Origin of the sequence: Streptomyces sp. NPDC089424, assembly GCF_044749345.1 — a bacterium.
Taxonomy (GTDB): domain Bacteria; phylum Actinomycetota; class Actinomycetes; order Streptomycetales; family Streptomycetaceae; genus Streptomyces.
In genome coordinates this window covers 364666-381702 of the sequence record NZ_JBIVHU010000004.1, presented here as the reverse complement: position 1 = coordinate 381702, position 17037 = coordinate 364666, and the positions used below count along the sequence as shown (strand labels likewise).

Here is a 17037-nt window from a genome sequence, read left to right as displayed (position 1 = left end):
TCCCGGCATGGTCGAACTAGCCGAAATGATCCGGGAGTTGAGGCACGAGCTGAACTCCGCGCTGGCCGGTGGCGGCGACGGGCCCGTGCGGTTCGAGCTGGGACCGGTCGAGATCGAGGCGACCGTGGCCGTCGGGCGTTCCGGCGGGGCCGGGGGCAAGGTGCGGTTCTGGGTGGTGGAGGCGGACGGTGAGGCGCGCGTCGAGTCGTCGCGGACGCACCGGATCTGCCTGACCCTGCAGCCGAAACTCGTCGCACCGGACGGCACGCACCACGACGTGCTGGTCTCGGGTGACGAGGCGGAAGGGGAACGATGAGCCGCAGGACGCTCGTTTCGACCCCCTGACGTGGGGGGACGACTGGCCGTACGCTGGTCGGCACTGTCAGTGGTAACTCAGGCGGGACTGGTGGCGGTCGGGAGGTCACGGGGGTGGAAGGGCGCAGCCCTGCACGGGTCCGCAACGAGCTGGTGGCCGAGGTCGTGGACGTCCTCCAGGAGTCGGCGACCATGCGGCACACGAACAGCGCGGATCTGCTGGTGACCATGCTGGCCGAAGAACTGGGCGCCCCGGTGGAACCGCCGCGCGGCGAGGCGTTACGGCCCTGGCTGCTGCGCCTGGTGGAGAAGTGCACGGGCGTCCCGGACGGGATGCCCTGCCTGGTGCGCTGCCTGGGGTACGTCGAGCAGCAGTCGTCCGGCGTGACGGCACTGCACCGGCTGGTGGACGAGTGGGAGGCCGTCGACTTCTTCGACGGGGCCGATCTGCGTCCGCTGCGGCCGCTGCTCCGGGAGATCCGCTCCGCCTCCACGCTGGCCTCGATGGCCCGCCGGGCGAGCCGTTCCCGCACCCAGGAGCTGCCGCAGTGGTGCGACACGGGCTGGACGGTCTTCCTGCGCCTGGCGGGGGACAACTCGGCGGCGAAGGAACTGCCGGTGAGCATGGCGTTCGTGTCCCTGGCCGCCGACCAGCTGGTCGAGGACGGCCGGAGGGACGCGGCCGAGCTGCTGCGCCGCTGGAACCGTGGTCAGGCCCGCGCCTGGGGCCTGGAGGACAAGATGGCCGAGTGGCAGCGCGGCGGCGCCGTGGCCGAACCGGTGACGTCCTCGCTGATGCCGGCGTATCTGATGATCCAGTTCGAGCCGGACGGCGTGGACCGCGAGCGCTACTACCTGTCGCACTGGCGGCAGTCGGACGCCGAGGGCTGGCATCCGGTGCCCGGCGAGACCGTGCATCTGCACCGCGACGAGCTCCCCTCCGAGGTCGAGCAGCTCATCGAGCAGACGGAGGAACGCTGGTCGGACCTGCGCCAGCCGGTGGTGCTGGAGTTCATCCTCCCGTGGGAACTGCTGGGCGAACCCGTCGAGTGGTGGCACAAGGAGTCCGACTCGTCCTCCCCGACCCCGCTGGTGATGGACTACGCCGTCCTGGTGCGCAGTTTCGAGCGGCTGCGCAGGGCCTCCTGGCACCGTCCCTGGCACAACAAGTGGCGGCACTTCAAGGAGCGCCCCGCCGACACGCACCCCTACTGGAACCGGCCCGGCCACTCCCATTTCCATCTGGAGCGGGAGCTGAAGGAGGACGAGCACGCCGTCTGCCTGGTGCTGAGCGAACCGCCGGGCGGCGACTCGCCCACCAGCCGCCAGGCGTATCTCGCGGGCCTGCGCGCGGGCGTCCCGGCCATGATCTGGCACCGCGGCGACTGCGCCGACCCGGCCTTCAAGGAGGCCGTCGCCGACATCGTGCAGGACCGCGGGCTGGCCGGTCTGGTGGAGCGGACCGGAAGATGGCGCAAGGAAGCGCTGGCCGCCGGGCCCGAGGGGTGGGACAACCACGTGGGGCGCCATCTCGCGATCCTGCTCGACGACCCGGACCGCAGACCCGTGCCCCCGGGGCCCGACCGTGCGCGGGGTGACCGGCCGGCCGGGCCCGAGGTGCACGGACCGCCCGCCCGCGAGCCGAAGGGTGACCCGAATTGAACGAGCGTGCGCGTAACCGCCCGCCTGTGTTTCAGGTCGGCCCCAGTGCTTCCGTCATGCTTTCGCGTACACCCGCCACGAGCCCCCGTGCGCACTTGCTTCACGAGCGGAACCGCTGCAAGGCTTTGTCCGTGGCCGTCACGCATGCCGGGGGTGTGCGGGACTCCGCCACCCGCTCATCGTCACTACGACGCCTTGAGGGCACGCATGCATGATGACGATGGCCAGCGACCGGGAGAGTCCGCACGAGCACGCCGTGAGGCCGCCCACGTCCTGAGCCGCCTCGGTGGGCAGCCGGGCGGGCCCGCACCCACGGAAGCGGTTCTGGTCATCGACACCCACCCCACGATGCGGGTGTGGCACGAGACGATCCGTGACGACCTCGTCGCGGAACTCGAACGCGCGGGCGCCTTCTCCCACGTACGGGTGTTACGGCTGCTCGGCACCGACGAGACCGACCCGGCCCGGGTCAGCCCGGACGAACCCCTCGGCCCCGCACCGCGGGACGCCCGCCGGGTCGTGCTGGTGCTGACGGACGGTCTGGCGGCCGGCTGGCGGCTCGGGGCCGTCCAGCCGCTGCTGCGGGGCTGGGGGCGGAGCTGCCCGGTCGCCGTGGTGCATCTGCTGCCGCAGCAACTGTGGTTCCGCACCGGGCTCGACGTGTACCGGGTGCGGATCCGGGCCCCGCGCGGCTGGACCGCCAACAGCGCCTGGGACTGGGAGGAACGCGAACCACCCGCCGGGCTCCGGGACACCGACGACGCGGTCACCGACCGGGACGGCACCGCCGTCGTCGTCCCCGTGCTGGCACTGACCCGGCGATGGGCGGCGGCGCTCACCCGGCTGGTGTCCGGGCCGGAGCCCGAATGGCTGGATCTGGCCGCCATCCAGGCCAGGGAGTGGAAGAGCAGACCGGACGCGGCCCGCGCGCTGCCCTGGGCGGCGGAACTGCCCGATCCGCTCAGCACCCTGCCCGCCGCCGAACGGGTCTCCGACTTCCGGGCCGTGGCCAGCCCCACCGGGTTCACCCTGGCGACCCGGCTGGCCGCCGCGCCGCTCAGCCTGCCCGTCATCCGCGCGATCGTGGCGACCACGCCCGGCGCCGGCCCGGTCCATGTCTCCGAGCTGCTGATCAGCGGTCTGGTACGGCCCACCTGGGAGCACGACGAGGGCCCGGCGGACGTGGTGTTCACCTTCGCCCCCGACATCCGCGAGGAACTGCTGGCGCTCGGGCGGCGCAGCGCCACCACCCGGGTACTGCGCGAGGTGCGCGCCCTGTTCGCCGCGGACGACATCGCCCGCACGCTGCTGCCGTCGCCCGACGAACCGCCGGACACCCTGGCGATGCCCCACGTCAGCAGCCGCAACATCGCCTTCCTGCGGGTGGAGCTGACCGCCCTGCGCGCCCTGTCGGGCCGCTACGACCAGCGTGCCGCGATGCTGGCGCAGGTGCTGAGCTGGCACGATCGGCGTTACGCGGTCAGCCTGGAGAAATCACCACGCGGAGTGCCGGGACGGGTGGCGGCGGCCCGGTCGGCCGACGACGCCACCGACCCCGCCCCCCGGACCCCCTCCGAAGGAGCCTCGCACATGCCGACATCACCCCAGCGGACCGTGGAGACGGGGGACCGCACGACACAGCCGCGGGTCTGGGGGAACCTGCCGCCGCGCAACCCGAACTTCACCGGGCGCGCCGAGCTGCTCGAACTGCTCGACCAGCGGCTGCGCGAGGGCACCACGACCGTGCTGCCGGAGGCGATCCACGGCATGGGCGGCGTCGGCAAGACCCAGCTGGCGATCGAGTACGCCTACCGGCATCAGGCCGAGTTCGACATCGTGTGGTGGATCCCCGCCGAGCGGCCCGGCCAGATCGGGCAGGCGCTGGTGGAACTGGCCCAGCGACTGGGCCTGGTGACCACCACCGAGGCCAACATCGCCGGGCCCGCGGTGCGCGAGGCGCTGCGCGAGGGCCGGCCGTACGCCCGCTGGCTGCTGATCTTCGACAACGCCGACAACCCCGAGCAGGTCCGCCACTACTTCCCGCAGGGCGGCAACGGCACCATCCTCGTCACCTCCCGCAACCGGCGCTGGGGCCAGGTCGGCGGCTCGCTGGAGGTGGACGTGTTCACCCGCGAGGAGAGCAAGGAGCTGCTGCGCCGCTCCGGGCCGCCGCTGCGGGACGGCGAGGCCGACGCGCTGGCCGAGGCGCTCGGCGACCTGCCGCTGGCCCTGGAACAAGCCGCGGCCTGGCGGGCGGAGACCGGGATGCCCGCCTCGGAGTATCTGCGGCTGTTCGAGAACAAGCGGATGGAGCTGCTGGAAGTGGCGCCGCCGCCGGACTACCAACTGCCGGTCGCCGCCGCCTGGAACGTCTCCCTGGACCATCTGGAGACCCGCAGCCCCGCGGCGCTGCGGCTGCTCCAGCTGTGCTCCTACTTCGCGCCCGACCCGATCTCCCGGTCGATCTTCTCCGGCCTCGGCAACAGCAGCATCTTCCCCGAGCTGGACGCGGCGCTGAACGACCCGATGCGGCTCGCCCGGGCGATAAGGGAGGTGAACCGCTACTCCCTCGCCCGTATCGACCACCGCACGAACTCGATCGAGATGCACCGCCTGGTGCAACTCGTCCTGAACAACCGCATGTCCCCGGAGGAGCAGTCCCGCATGCGCCATGGCGCCCACACCCTGCTGGCCGCGGCCGACCCCAAGACACCTGAGAGCCCGGCGAGTTGGCCCCGGTACGCGGAGCTGTACAGCCATGTGAGCGCCTCGGACGCGATCAAGTCCGACCAGCCGTGGGTGCGCCAACTGGTACGGAACATCGCCGAGTACTTGTACTACTGGGGCGACCACGACGTGTCGGTCGACTTCTCCGAGCAGGCATGGGGCTCCTGGAAGACCATCTTCGGTGAGGAGGACCAGCAGACGCTGCTCATGGGGCGGTGGCTGTGCTTCATGTACTGGGTGGTGGGCAGGTTCGACGACTCCGCGCAGCTGATCGCGCACATCCGGGAGATCTACGAGCGCACCGCACCCGCCGACCAGGAGGACACCCGGGAGGACGCCCTCGACGCGCTGCAGATGGAAGCCGCCGTACGCCGTGTCGAGGGCCGCTTCGCCACCGGCGCCGAACTGGACCGCATCGCCTACGAGCGCGCCCACAGCGCCTTCGGCGAGGAGGATCCGACCACCCTCAACATCGCTCACAACTTCGGAGTGAGCCTGCGCCTCGCGGGTGACTTCCGCCAGGCCCTGGAGCTGGACCGGCGCACGCTGGCACTGAAGGTGCGGCTCTTCGGCCGCGAGGACCGCCGGACCCTGATCACCGAGAACAGCGTCGCCATCGACGTCCGCGAGACGGGCGACTACGTCGGCGCGCGTTCCTTGCAGGAGCCCGTCCTCGTCGCATGCCGGGACGTGTTCGGCCACGGCAACCCGACCACCGTCGAGACCATGCGCCAGCTGAGCGAGTCCTGCCGCAAGGAGGGCGACCACCTGCGCTCGCTGGAGCTGGCCACCGAGGCGCACGCCCAGTTCACCCGCCGCTACGGCGACACCCACCCCCAGTCGCTGGCCGCCGCCCTCACCCTGTCGGTCGCCCTGAGGCAGAACGGCGATCTGGAGGCGGCCCGTACCCGGGGCCTGAAGGCCTGCGAGGGCTACCGGAAGATCTACGACCAGCACCACCCGCACGTGCTCTCCGCCGACGTCGACCTGGCGGTCACGCTGCGCATGCTCGGTCAGGCGGAGGAGTCCCTGCGGCTGGACGACACGGCGCTGGGTTCCCTCGCCGACCGGCTCGGCGCGGGCCACCCGCTCGCCCTGATCTGCGCCGTCAACCTGGCCAGCGACCTGGCCGCGCTCGGCCGGCACGAGGAGGCGCGCCGACGCGGTGAGGACACTCTGGCCCTGTGCCGGTCCACCTTCGGCGAGGACCACCCGACCACCTTGATGTGCGCGGCCAACCTGTCGATGGACCTGGCCTCGGCCGGCGCCGAGGCTCAGTCCGCCGCCCTCCGCCAGGACACGCTGGAGCGCATGATCCGCGTCCTCGACGCGCCCCATCTGGAGTTCGAGTCCGGCGCGGGCCACCCGGCGACGGCCCAGTTCCGGGAGGGCCGGCGCGCGAACTGCGACATCGACCCGCTCCCGCTGTAGCCGAGATCGTCAGTCCGGGGCGGCCTGTCCCAGCCACTGCGCCAGCTCCACGGGGTCGGCGGCGCGGCCGGTGGCGGAGAGCAGGCCGTCCTGGACGGCCCGTGCGCGCTCGGGGTGGCTCAGCAGAAGCCGCGCCGCCCGTTGCCGGGCGGGGTCCGCGGACAGGGCCCGGCCCAGGCCCGCCCAGGCGGCCACCGGCGCCGTCCTGCCCGAGAGGCGGGCCACGTAGGCGTCCCGGGCGGCCTCGTGGTGACCGGCGATCAGCAGGGCGTCGGCCGGGTCGGCGCCTTGGACGCTCGCGGCCACCGTGCGCAGGGCTCCCTCCGGGCCGGTGAGACGGTGCCGGGCGAGGACGGCCGCGGTGTCGAGGAAGCGGACCTCGGCGTCGGGGACCAGGGCCGGCTCCGCGGACAGGGCCGGCGGCGGACGTTCGGCTCCGCGCAGCCGAGCGCGTACGGCTTCCTCGACGGCGGCGGCCGGCGGGCGCAGATGGTGGGCGCGCCAGCGGGCGAGGTGGTCGGCGGCGACTTGTTCGGCCAGGGCGAGTTCGGCGGCGGGGACCTCTTCGGTCATCCATCGCGCGCAGCGCTCCCGCAGGCAGTCCAGGACGTACCGGCCCAGTGGCGTCAGCAGGGGGTGCGCGTGCACCCGGTTCAGCACCGACCACACCTGGCCGCGCCACAGCGCGAACTCGAAGTGGGCGAGCGGCACGTACGCCGGGTCGGCGGTGTGCCGGTGGGTGCGCCAGAAGCCGGCGACGCCCAGGAAGGCGTAGATGCCCTGGAGGATGCCGCCCAGCGGGCGGGGGTCGTCACGCCAGGGGGCGTGGAAGAGTTCCTCCGGCCTACCGGGCCCGGGGGGCGGCTCGCTCAGAGGGCCCAGGTTGATCAGGGCGCCGAGCTTGATGTGCTGGAACTCGTGGACCAGGGTCGCCGCGAGCTGGACGGCGTCGTCCGGGTGGGAGGCGACGACGCCGCCGAACGCGGCCGCCGACGTGCAGCTGTACGGCCGAAACCTTTCTCTCGCCGGGGTGGGGGCGATCGACAACAGCCCCCTGCGCATGGCTCCGGCGGTCACCGGGTCGTCGCGGCGGACGATGTCCCAGGCGCGGGCGAACAGCGCCGACCAGGATTCCGCCTCCGCCTCGGGCATCGGCCGCGGTGCCGTGGGACGGGGAAACGTGCGATACGGGTCCAACTCCTCCAGCACGAGCGACCCGGCGGTCGGCCACGCCAGTCGCCGCACCGGCATCCAGTCCTTCTCGGGCAGTTCCCAGCCGGGCGCGACCCGCACGTCCCCGGTCGCCCCGGTGATCCGTAACCGGCCCGCGTGGCCCGTCACCCGGGCCGTGCCCCACCGTTCCCGTTCCGGCAGGACCGCGCAGCCCAGCGTGGGCAGCGGCACCAGCCCCTGCCGCACCGGCACGGTGATCGAGAAGTCCAGCCCGGCCCGCGCCCCCGCCGCCGCGGCCAGCGCGGACAGATGTCCGGTGACCACCCACTCCGGCGCGTCCTCCGCCTCCGAGGCCCGTCCCCGCGCCGCGCGTACCGCGAGGGAGACCCACATACCGGTGTTGGGGGACATCAGGACGTCCTCGAAGGCCTCGGGCGCCGCCTGCTGGGCGCGCTCCAGCAGCGACCAGGCGTCGGCGTGCGACAGCGGGGCGGTCCCGTCCTCGGGAAGCGCGTTGTCCAGGGCCCGCATCAGCAGCAGGCGGCGGCTGCGCTCCGCGCCGAGCAGCGCCCGCACCACCGCCTCGTCGCCCTCGCCGCGCGCCAGGGCCTGGACGCCGGCCGCCGAGAGCCGGTGGAAGGGCAGGTGATCCCCCGTCGTCGTGGCGTCAGCGGCCACGGATCATCCCCCACCGCACCCCGGTCACCTCGTCGAGTCGTCGAGCCGGGAGCCGTTGTAGCCACCGGCCGTGATGCCCTGTGGTCCGTCGATGTGGTGCAGCAGGCGCTCCAGCGACTCGGTGAAGTCCGGGCCGTCCATGGAGCGCAGCGCTTGCAGGGAGACCCCCGAGAGATCGACGAGGCAAGACTCGACGGCAGGCATCGTTTGCTCCACGGCTGCCAAGTCCCCTCCCGTGCCTACGAGTCAGCGCGCTGTCGGCTCCCAACCATCATGACCCAGCGGACCACAAGTCGAAACCCCACATCCCGGCCGCCCCGCGAGATCACGTCAGTGGTGGCGTGCGGCCAGCAGGGCGGCGGCGCGGTCGACCCGTTCCACTTCCGGTGAGGGGCCCTCCAGCAGCCGGACCGCCTCCAGGAGCTGGTCGAGCGTGCCCGGATAGCGCAGGCAGGTGCGCACGACGCCGTAGACGTCCATGCGCAGCCGGGGGTCGCGGGGGCTGTGGGCGGCGATGCGGTCGGTGATGCTGTCGAGCAGCAGGTTCATGCCGTGCGGGCTCCGCAGCAGGGGCAGGGCCGTGAGCGCGTCCACGAGCTCGATGAGGTCGCGCAGGGGCAGTTCGCCGGGCAGGGCGGTCAGGGGGGCGGCCGGCGTGCCGTCGGCGCGGCCCAGCGCCTCGCGCGGCGGCAGCCCGGCCCTGCGTCCGAGCCGCTCCAGCGCCGCGGCGGAGGCGACGTCGTACCACCGCTCCACCCGCCGGGCCGCGAGCCTGCCGAGGCCGTCGGCACGGTGGTGCACGCCGACCACGCCTATCACCGCGCCCCCGCACCAGACCGCCGCGCCGGACATGCCCTCCCACGGGGAGCGTTCCGGTTCGACGTCGGCGGGCGGGACGAGCACGGCCAGTTCGAGCGTGCCCGCGCGGCGGTTGGACAGCACCGAGACGGTGCCGGAGACGTGGCACGAGTCGCGGTACCGGCCGGGCGGCCCGTCGCCCGGGACCGGGGCGGTGTCCCGGCGGAGCTTGAAGCGGGGGAAGCCCATCGCGCTGAAGGGCAGCACCACGTCGGCGTCCGGGACGGCGGCGTAGCGGGGCGGGTCCGCGTCGGGCACCCCGGCCGGGGTGTCGGCCAGCTCCAGCAGGGCGACGTCGGCCGCCTCGTCCAGCACGAGCACGCGGGCGGCGGCGCTCCACTCCCCGGGCAGGTCCGCGTCGAAGCGCACCCGCAGGGACCCGACCTGCCCGGACACGACATGGGCGGCCGTCAGCACGCAGTCCCCGGACACCCGGTACCCGGACCCGCGCCGCCCCGGGCGTCCTTGTCCTCGCGGCCCGCCGACGAGGACCTCGGCGACCCGCGCCGCGTCCAGCCCCTGCTCCCCCCGGTCCGTCACACCGGTCCCCTACCCGTGGGGTGCGGGGCGTACGCCGGAGCGGCCGGCGACGAGGGCCTCCCGGGCCACGGTGACGACGTGCTCCCGCAGCCGCTCGGTGAACAGCCGCATGTTCTTGCGCGCGATGTCGGTGTCCGGGTAGCGGCTGGCGAGCTGGAGGCCCTCGTGGAGGCGGGTCAGCCAGACGCAGACCTGGTCGCCGTACGACACCCGGATCAGTCCGTAGGCCTTCAGGTCCTGCCAGTGCTCGGAGCCGGTGGTGGCGCGGGCGTCGACGAAGGAGACGATCGAGTACAGGTCGGGCGAGGTGGGACGGAAGTCGGCGCCCAGGAGCTTCAGGACGCGGGCGATGGGCTTGCGCGACAACGGGCGGTTCTCGCGCAGCGCGGCGCGGACCAGGCGCAGGGTGCTGTCGAAGTCGGACGCCTCGGCGACCGGGACCTCGATCGGGGCGCCGCCGACGTACCAGCCGACGGAGTCCGACCACTGGGAGCGGACGCGGGTGTGGAAGGGCACGACCGTGCGGTACACCTGCTGCCCGCCGATCTCGCGGACGATGAGCGCGGTCGCGGCGAGCACCCCGACCAGGCTGCCGCCGTAGGGGCGGCAGTACGCCTCGAAGGCGGCCGCGTCGGCGTCGTCGACGAGCATCTCCTGCATGAACTTCTGCGTGGGCAGCGGGCCTTCGGGGTCGAGTCCCAGCTCCACCGGGAAGTTGGGCAGCCTGCCGTCGCACTGCACGATGAACTCCCGCCAGCGGCCCACGATCTCGTGGGTGTCGTCGAGGCGGTCCGCCTCGGTGCGTTCGAGGGCGCAGAAGTCGACGTAACTGGCGACCGGTGGCGCGTCGAGGCGGCGGCCGGCGAGGGCGCTGGCGTAGAGCTCGTGGATCTCGGCGGGGATGCGGTGGATGGAGTGGGCGTCGACGTTGCTGTGGTCGAAGGCCATGTAGACGCTGGTGCCGTCGTCCCGGACGACCGCGGTGTAGATGAAGTTGGGCCAGCTGAGCGCGTCCGCCACGGTGTCGAAGCGGTCCTGGAGGTACCGGGTCAGCCTGGCCGCCTCGCCGAAGGCGCCCCGGTCCTCGCGGTGCAGGACGACCGCGTCGGCGTCGAGGGTGAAACGCCGCATGTCGTCACCGATCCAGCGGAACCCGCTGCGCAGTGTCTCGTGCCGCAGGGTCCAGGCCCGCAGGGCCTCCTCGAGGACGCCGAGGTCGACCTGGCCGGGGATGTCGAAGGCCGCGCCGAGCCAGGTCGGCACGAACAGGCCGTCCTCGCGCACGGAACGCGCGGTGCGCACATGTGACTCCTGGACGTACGCCGGCGGCCGGGAGTCCTCCGGCATGTCGGCCGCGGCCCGCACCGCCGCCGGGTGCAGCGTCCACTCCACGAGCCGCCCGGGGCGGATCTCGCAGCGCTGGATGTCCGTCATTCGCACAGCATTTCTCCGTTCGTCTGCCCACGGGAGACGACCGGCCGGGCGCCCGTGTCTGCTGGGCATCGCTCAGTGCACAACGGGACCAACGCTCAGGCCTGGCGGAAGAAACGGCGGGCGCATCGGGGAACGCCCCCGGCACCGTGGCCGGGGGCGTTCGAGGAGCGGTCAGGCGGGGGCGGTCACGGGGCGTCGATCAGGTGGTGCGGAGGGACCTTGACCGTGCGGGCGCCCGGTTCGCCGCCGAGGACGACCTTGCGCAGGGCGACGTTGTTCTTGAGGTCGGTCTCCTTGAGCCGCTTCTCCGGGTTGGCGATCACCTGGATGTAGTAGGTGCCGTTGGGCAGGTCGGTGACGTCGAAGGACTGGCCGGGACGGTACTGCGTGTAGGTGTCGCCGGAGCCGACGTCGAGCACCTCCCGCACGGACAGGGAGTTCTGCTGGCCGCAGGCGGTCGACAGGTCCGTGTTGTACGGGTGCCAGTTGGCGTTCTTGACCGTGTAGTCCACGGCGTCGGTGTTGGCCAGGCAGAAGGCCTCCTTGCCGCTGCGCACCTCCTTCGTCTGGTCCGCGCTCAGCAGGCGGTAGCTGGCGAAGTCCGTGAAGTGCCAGTGCTCGTGCCCGACGCGCGGGTCCCACTCCATGGTGCCGGTGGGCGTGTAGCCGACCTGCTTGCCGTTCGCGTCGTAGAAGTACTGGTAGGCGTCCATCAGGTCGGCACCCGGGCTGCGGAAGCCGTCCACGACGAGGGGGGCGGGCCCGGCGTTCCACACGTTCGCGCTGAACGCGAGGTAGTCCTTGCCCGGTACGTCGCCGTCCTCGCCGTCCGTGATGGCGATGTCCCAGGCCGGCAGCGACCGCAGGTCGGGCTTGGGCACGCCCGCCGGCACGCCCGCGCGCCCGGAGGGCCGCTTGGTGTGGGGCTTCAGCGCGGGCGCGACGCGTGAGCCGTCGGTGTGGCCCGGTCCGTCGCCCAGGTGCGAGGCGCGGCCCCGGTCGGCCAGGGCGTGGGACAGCTGGGGCGGGGTCGGGGCGTCGGCGCCGCGCGGGCCGTAGTGGTGCGCGCCGTGGGTGTCCTGCGCGGCGGCACCGTGCCCGGCGTGCGCTCCCTGCCCGGCGGGCGCCCCGTGGCCGGCGTGACCGCCGTGCCGGCCGGCGGAGCGCGGGGCGGCCGCGCCCTCGCCGCCGTCGTCGCTGATCTCCCGCACGGTCACCTTGACAGTCGGCCGGTCGTCGGGGATGCCGAACAGGTCGCGGTACTTCTTCGCCACCGAGACCTTCGCCGTGTACTCGCCGGCCGGCAGGTCCACGGGCTTGTCGTAGTCGACGGTGCTGGAGTTGGAGGCCCAGCCCTTCTCCACGCCCCACACGGAGCCGAGCGTCCACGGGTTGGTGGGGCAGCTCTCCGGGTAGCGCGAGGTCGCCGGGGCGTCCGGGCGGAGCCGGCCGGAGGCGTTGTTCGGGCAGAAGGTGCCCTTGGACTTCGAGACCTCCTGACCGGCCGCGTTCTTGATCGACACCTCCAGGAAGCCGGGCAGTCCGGAGAAGTCCTTCACCAGGCCGGCGGGCAGGGTCTTGGTCCGGACGGTGTTGCCGTGGCGCAGGATCTGCTGGGCGACCACCGGGTCCTTGTACGACTTGCGCTTGACCTTGAACTCCAGCGGCGCGCCGTCGACGGTCACGTACGTCCCGAGGTCGAGGTAGACCCCGGGTTCCCCCTCCCAGCGATCCAGCGTCACGGACTTCGACGCGGCGATCAGCTTGAGCTTCGGCTTTCCGGGCGTGGTGCTCGCCGGGTCGGCGCCGGAGGCGACGGCGGCGCCGCCCACGACGACGGTGAGCGCGGTGCCGGCGGCGAGCGCCGAACGCCTCACACGATTGCGGTGTTGCTGACTGGTCATCGGTTCCTCGTCTGCGAGTGCCGCCCGTGGGCGGCATCGGACCGGACAGCTCACGTCCGCGCGGCCACCGCTTTCCCGACGCACCCCACGCGTCCGGCGACCGAGACTCTGTGAGCGTCCTGTGAGAGGGGTAAACCGCTTGTGCGGGTTGCCTGTTGACGGCGACGTTCGTGCGGACGGGGTGCCCTGGGGGCGACCGCGGCCCGGTGAATCTGTGCAGGAGCGTCACACCGGCTGCACACGGTGGCCGGAATCCGTCGTTAGCGTTGCTGGCCATTCGGGGGCTGTCGACTCAGGAAGACCGCACAGATGGACTACTGGCAGATGGACTACTGCTCCTCGTGCCGACGGCATCTCAACGGCGCCCTGGTGTGCCCCGGTTGCGGCGCCTACGCACCGGACATCGCACCGGCGCCCCAGGCGCACGCCGAGCCGGAGCCGGCGTACGTCGCTCCGGACACGGAGGACGGGCCCGAGGCGGCGGTGGTCCCGCTGCGCGACGGGCGCGCGGCGCGGCGCAGGCAGCGGATCCGCTGGAAGAAGAGTCAGCGCCGGGCCCTGGTGGCCACCGCGGTCGCGCTGATCGGGGGCGGGCTGACCCTCACGACCGTGGAGCGCGGCGCCTCCACCGACCGCGCCCAGGCGGCCGCGGCACCCGACGAGCTGACGCTGGACACCGCGCCGGGGCATCCGGCGGAGCGAATAGCCCCCACCGAGACGCGGCCCGACGAGCGGCGGACCGCGCCCCGCCCGTCCGCCACGCCGTCCGAGGACGAGGTCGCCACGGTCGACCGCTCCCAGCGGCGCCCCGCGTCACCGGTACCGCAGAGCGACCGTTCGCAGGCCCCGGTGACCGTGCCGTCGGCCCCGCAGTCCCCGCAGGGCCGGGCGGACGCCCCCGGCACCCCGCCGGAGTCGGCAGCCACCCCCGCGCCGACCACCCCTCAGCCGAGCGCACCCCCCGCGGACACCGGCACGGCCCCCACCACTCCCGCAACGCCACCACAGGCACCCCCGGAGTCCACACCCCCGCAACTCTGCGTGCTGGTCCTCTGCCTGGGCTGATCCGCTCGCCGGCCGAAGGCAAGTCGACTTACGCGACCACCGGCCGCCGCCTGCGGACCGACCCGACGCCCGGCCACCGCCCCGATCACGTGCCGGCCCGGTGTCGGACCGGCGTGGCCCAGGTCCGCCCGCCCGGCCAGGGCCGCACGGCCGTGGTCCGGCCCGGATCGACGACTCACCAGGTCGCCCGTCGCCGGGAAGTCCCGCCCGCCGGTTGCCCCGAACACCGGTCACACAGACCGCAGGCCGGCCGGGCCATCGGCCGGGCTGGGGTCGCTGGGGGGCGGGTCAGTTGTCGGTGGACCTGCGGCGGCGGGTGGTCGCGACGATGACGGCGCCGCCGACGAGCAGGGCGCCCGCGCCCAGGGCGATGGGGGTCGTGTTGCTGTCGGCGCCCGTCTCGGCCAGGTCGTCGCCGGGTCCGGCCGGCGACGGGGCGTTCGGCGCCGGCGTGCTCGGGGAGGCGCTCGGTGACGTGCTCGACGGCGGCTCACCGGCCGGCTCGGTCTGCGCGGGCGTCGTGGCGGCCGGGGGCGACGGCTCGGCGGACTCCGGCGGAGTCGTGGCGGGCGGCGTCGTGGCGGGCGGCTGCGACGGCGTCGTCGTGCAGTCCTTCGTGCCGCCGTTCCACGCGGCGATCAGCTTGTCCTTGATCACCGGCCGGTCCGGCCCCTTGGGCAGCTCGCCGTGCTCGAAGCCGTCGGACGCGCCGAGGAGCCCGTCGTACTTCACGGCGCCGCGGTAGAGGTCGATCTGCGCGAAGCACCCGGCGTCGGGCACGGCTATGTCGAGCGACTCGGTCCGGCCCGGCTGCACGGTCACCGTGTCGAAGTCGACGAACTTCTGCTCACCGGAGGTGGCGAAGGTGGCCCCGTGCGCGAGGTAGGAGGCGAGGGACGCCGTGCAGGTCGTCGCGTCCCCGGCGGCGCGGACCTCGATGTGGACCTTGCCGTCGTCGGTCGGCCGCAGGCTGACGTCGTCGACCTTGACCGAGTCCTGGAAATGCGCCCCGTCGAGCGAGAACTCGCAGCGGTCGCTCCCCGTGACCGTCCCGGCCCCGGTCCCCGGCCTGTACTGGCCGCCGGCCCCCCAGCCGTCGCCGCCGCCCGGCGACCCGGTGGCCCAGGCGCCGGAGGCGGAGGCCGCGCAGAGCGCGAGCGACGCGGCGCCCGTCCCCAGCAGGCGGCGCATGGTGACACGTCTCGCAATGGACATGCGTATCCCATCGTGGCGTGCACATGAAGGTGCACAGGAGTGAGTGAAAGGAAGAGGAACACCGGGCCCACTGGTCACATGCGCCACGGTGTGAGCACATGGTGGGACGACCGGGAGAACACTGTCAACTGACCATCTGCACAAGGCAGTTGGGGAACTCTCACCATTCGGCCACAGCCGGAACAACTCCCTCCGTGCGCCGCCCGAGCCCGGTCCGCCCCTCACGCCCCCACACGCCGAGGTTCACCTTTCCGGTGATGTGGACAAAGTCCTCGTATCGTCCGGCGCAGAGCAGCCCGACCGGACAGCAGCCGCACCCACAGGAGCCCGAGTGACCACTCCCGATCTCTCCCCCAAGAGCCCCGACTGGTGGCGCCAGGCCGTCATCTACCAGGTCTACCCCCGCAGCTTCGCCGACGCCGACGGTGACGGCCTCGGCGACCTGAGGGGTGTCACCCAGCGCCTCCCCCACCTCGCCGCCCTCGGTGTCGACGCCCTCTGGCTCAGCCCCTTCTACCCCTCCGAACTGGCCGACGGCGGCTACGACGTGGCAGACCCCCGCGACGTCGACCCCCGCCTCGGCACCCTCGACGACTTCGGCGCCATGGTCGCCGAGGCCCACCGCCTGGGTCTGAAGGTGCTCGTCGACATCGTCCCCAACCACACCTCGCACCAGCACGTCTGGTTCCAGGAGGCGCTGCGCGCCGGCCCCGGCTCGGCCGCCCGCGACCGCTACGTCTTCCGCGACGGCCGCGGCGCCCACGGCGAACTCCCGCCCACCGACTGGCAGTCCGTCTTCGGCGGCAGCGCCTGGCGCCGCGTCCCCGACGGCCAGTGGTACCTGCACCTCTTCGCCCCGCAGCAGCCCGACCTCAACTGGGAGAACGAGGAGGTGCGCGCCGACTTCCGCACCACCCTGCGCTTCTGGTGCGACCGCGGCGTCGACGGTTTCCGCGTCGACGTCGCCCACGCCCTGGCCAAGGACCTCGACGAACCCCTGCGCGACCTCGGCGACCCCGAGCTCAGCGACGAGGCCGCCCTCGCCACCATGCCCCCGGGCAGCCACCCCTTCTACGACCGCGACGAGGTCCACGAGATCTACCGCGACTGGCGCAAGATCCTCGACGCCTACTCGCCGCCCCGCATGGCGGTCGCCGAGGCCTGGGTGCCCGGCGCCCGCCGTGCCCTCTACGCCCGCCCCGACGAGCTCGGCCAGGCCTTCAACTTCGAGTACCTCCAGGCCCACTGGGACGCCACGGAACTCCGCGAGGTCATCACCGCCTCCCTCGCCACCGCCCACGCGGCCGGCGCCTCCGCCACCTGGGTGCTGTCCAACCACGACGTCGTCCGGCACGCCACCCGCCTGATGCTCCCGCCCGGCACGGACCTCGACGCCTGGCTGCTGTCCGGCGGCAACGCCCCCGCCGTCGACCCGGCGGCCGGCCTGCGCCGCGCCCGCGCCGCCACCCTCCTGATGCTGGCCCTGCCCGGCTCCTCGTACGTCTACCAGGGGGAGGAACTCGGTCTGCCCGAGGTGGCGGACCTGCCCACCGCCGTGCTGCAGGACCCGATCTGGGAGCAGACGGGACACGTCCGCAAGGGCCGCGACGGCTGCCGGGTGCCGCTGCCCTGGACGACGACCGGCCCGTCGTACGGCTTCGGGTCGGCCGGTGCCTGGCTGCCGCAGCCGGCGAGCTTCGCGTCGTACGCCGTTCAGGCCCAGGACGGGGCCGAGGGCTCGACCCTGGAGCTGTACCGCACGGCTCTGCGGCTGCGCCGCAAGCTGCTGGAGGGCGAGTCGCTGACCTGGGCGGACGACACAGCGCCCGGCGTCGTGCACTTCGCCCGCGGCGACGGCTGGCGCTGCCTTGCCAACCTTTCGGACCGGCCCGTGCCGCTGCCGCCCGGAGAGCCGCTCCTGTCCAGCGCGCCCCTGGAGCCCGACGGGCGCCTGGGCCCGGACACCACGGTCTGGCTCGGCCGCTAGGGCGTCCGCGCCGCCCTTGACAAGGCGCGGCCTCCGGCATACCCAGGG

Annotated in this window: 11 protein-coding genes; 5 read left to right on the top strand and 6 right to left on the bottom strand. The window is 73.3% G+C overall.

Annotated elements, in window-relative coordinates; all coding sequences use genetic code 11:
- Positions 1-7 precede the first annotated feature (7 nt).
- The 3 genes from ACIP2X_RS21400 to fxsT all read left to right on the top strand — a co-directional run bounded on the left by ACIP2X_RS21400 (position 8) and on the right by fxsT (position 6135).
- Entirely contained in the window at positions 8-316 is a 309-nt protein-coding gene (locus ACIP2X_RS21400) for a trypco2 family protein (RefSeq protein ID WP_401675370.1), read from the top strand.
- Between the two features lie 113 nt (positions 317-429).
- Positions 430-1977, top strand: coding sequence for a hypothetical protein (locus ACIP2X_RS21395; RefSeq protein ID WP_401675367.1), 1548 nt, complete (start codon positions 430-432; stop codon positions 1975-1977).
- A 207-nt stretch (positions 1978-2184) separates the two neighbouring features.
- Positions 2185-6135, top strand: coding sequence for an FxSxx-COOH system tetratricopeptide repeat protein (gene fxsT / locus ACIP2X_RS21390; protein WP_401675364.1), 3951 nt, complete (start codon positions 2185-2187; stop codon positions 6133-6135).
- A gap of 9 nt (positions 6136-6144) precedes the next feature.
- Here the strand turns inward: fxsT and ACIP2X_RS21385 are convergent, their stop codons facing one another.
- The 5 genes from ACIP2X_RS21385 to ACIP2X_RS21365 all read right to left on the bottom strand — a co-directional run bounded on the left by ACIP2X_RS21385 (position 6145) and on the right by ACIP2X_RS21365 (position 12722).
- Positions 6145-7986 carry an HEXXH motif domain-containing protein gene (locus ACIP2X_RS21385; RefSeq protein ID WP_401675362.1) on the bottom strand — a complete coding sequence of 614 codons (1842 nt, stop codon included), beginning with the start codon at positions 7984-7986 and terminating at the stop codon, positions 6145-6147.
- 24 nt (positions 7987-8010) lie between these two features.
- Positions 8011-8190 carry a hypothetical protein gene (locus ACIP2X_RS21380; RefSeq protein ID WP_401675360.1) on the bottom strand — a complete coding sequence of 60 codons (180 nt, stop codon included), beginning with the start codon at positions 8188-8190 and terminating at the stop codon, positions 8011-8013.
- Positions 8191-8316: 126 nt separating this feature from the next.
- Positions 8317-9384, bottom strand: coding sequence for a trypsin-like peptidase domain-containing protein (locus ACIP2X_RS21375; RefSeq protein WP_401675357.1), 1068 nt, complete (start codon positions 9382-9384; stop codon positions 8317-8319).
- Between the two features lie 9 nt (positions 9385-9393).
- Positions 9394-10818, bottom strand: a complete 1425-nt coding sequence (locus tag ACIP2X_RS21370) for a condensation domain-containing protein (protein ID WP_401675355.1) — start codon at positions 10816-10818, stop codon at positions 9394-9396.
- A 185-nt stretch (positions 10819-11003) separates the two neighbouring features.
- Positions 11004-12722 carry a lysyl oxidase family protein gene (locus tag ACIP2X_RS21365; protein WP_401675353.1) on the bottom strand — a complete coding sequence of 573 codons (1719 nt, stop codon included), beginning with the start codon at positions 12720-12722 and terminating at the stop codon, positions 11004-11006.
- A 309-nt stretch (positions 12723-13031) separates the two neighbouring features.
- Here ACIP2X_RS21365 and ACIP2X_RS21360 point away from each other — a divergent pair, with 309 nt between their 5' ends.
- Positions 13032-13787, top strand: coding sequence for a hypothetical protein (locus ACIP2X_RS21360; protein WP_401675350.1), 756 nt, complete (start codon positions 13032-13034; stop codon positions 13785-13787).
- 288 nt (positions 13788-14075) lie between these two features.
- Here the strand turns inward: ACIP2X_RS21360 and ACIP2X_RS21355 are convergent, their stop codons facing one another.
- Positions 14076-15002 (bottom strand): LAETG motif-containing sortase-dependent surface protein, encoded by a 927-nt coding sequence (locus ACIP2X_RS21355; protein WP_401675347.1) that lies wholly within the window; start codon positions 15000-15002, stop codon positions 14076-14078.
- Positions 15003-15333: 331 nt separating this feature from the next.
- Between ACIP2X_RS21355 and ACIP2X_RS21350 the strand changes: the two genes are divergently transcribed.
- Positions 15334-16989, top strand: coding sequence for a glycoside hydrolase family 13 protein (locus ACIP2X_RS21350; RefSeq protein ID WP_401675344.1), 1656 nt, complete (start codon positions 15334-15336; stop codon positions 16987-16989).
- Positions 16990-17037: the final 48 nt, after the last annotated feature.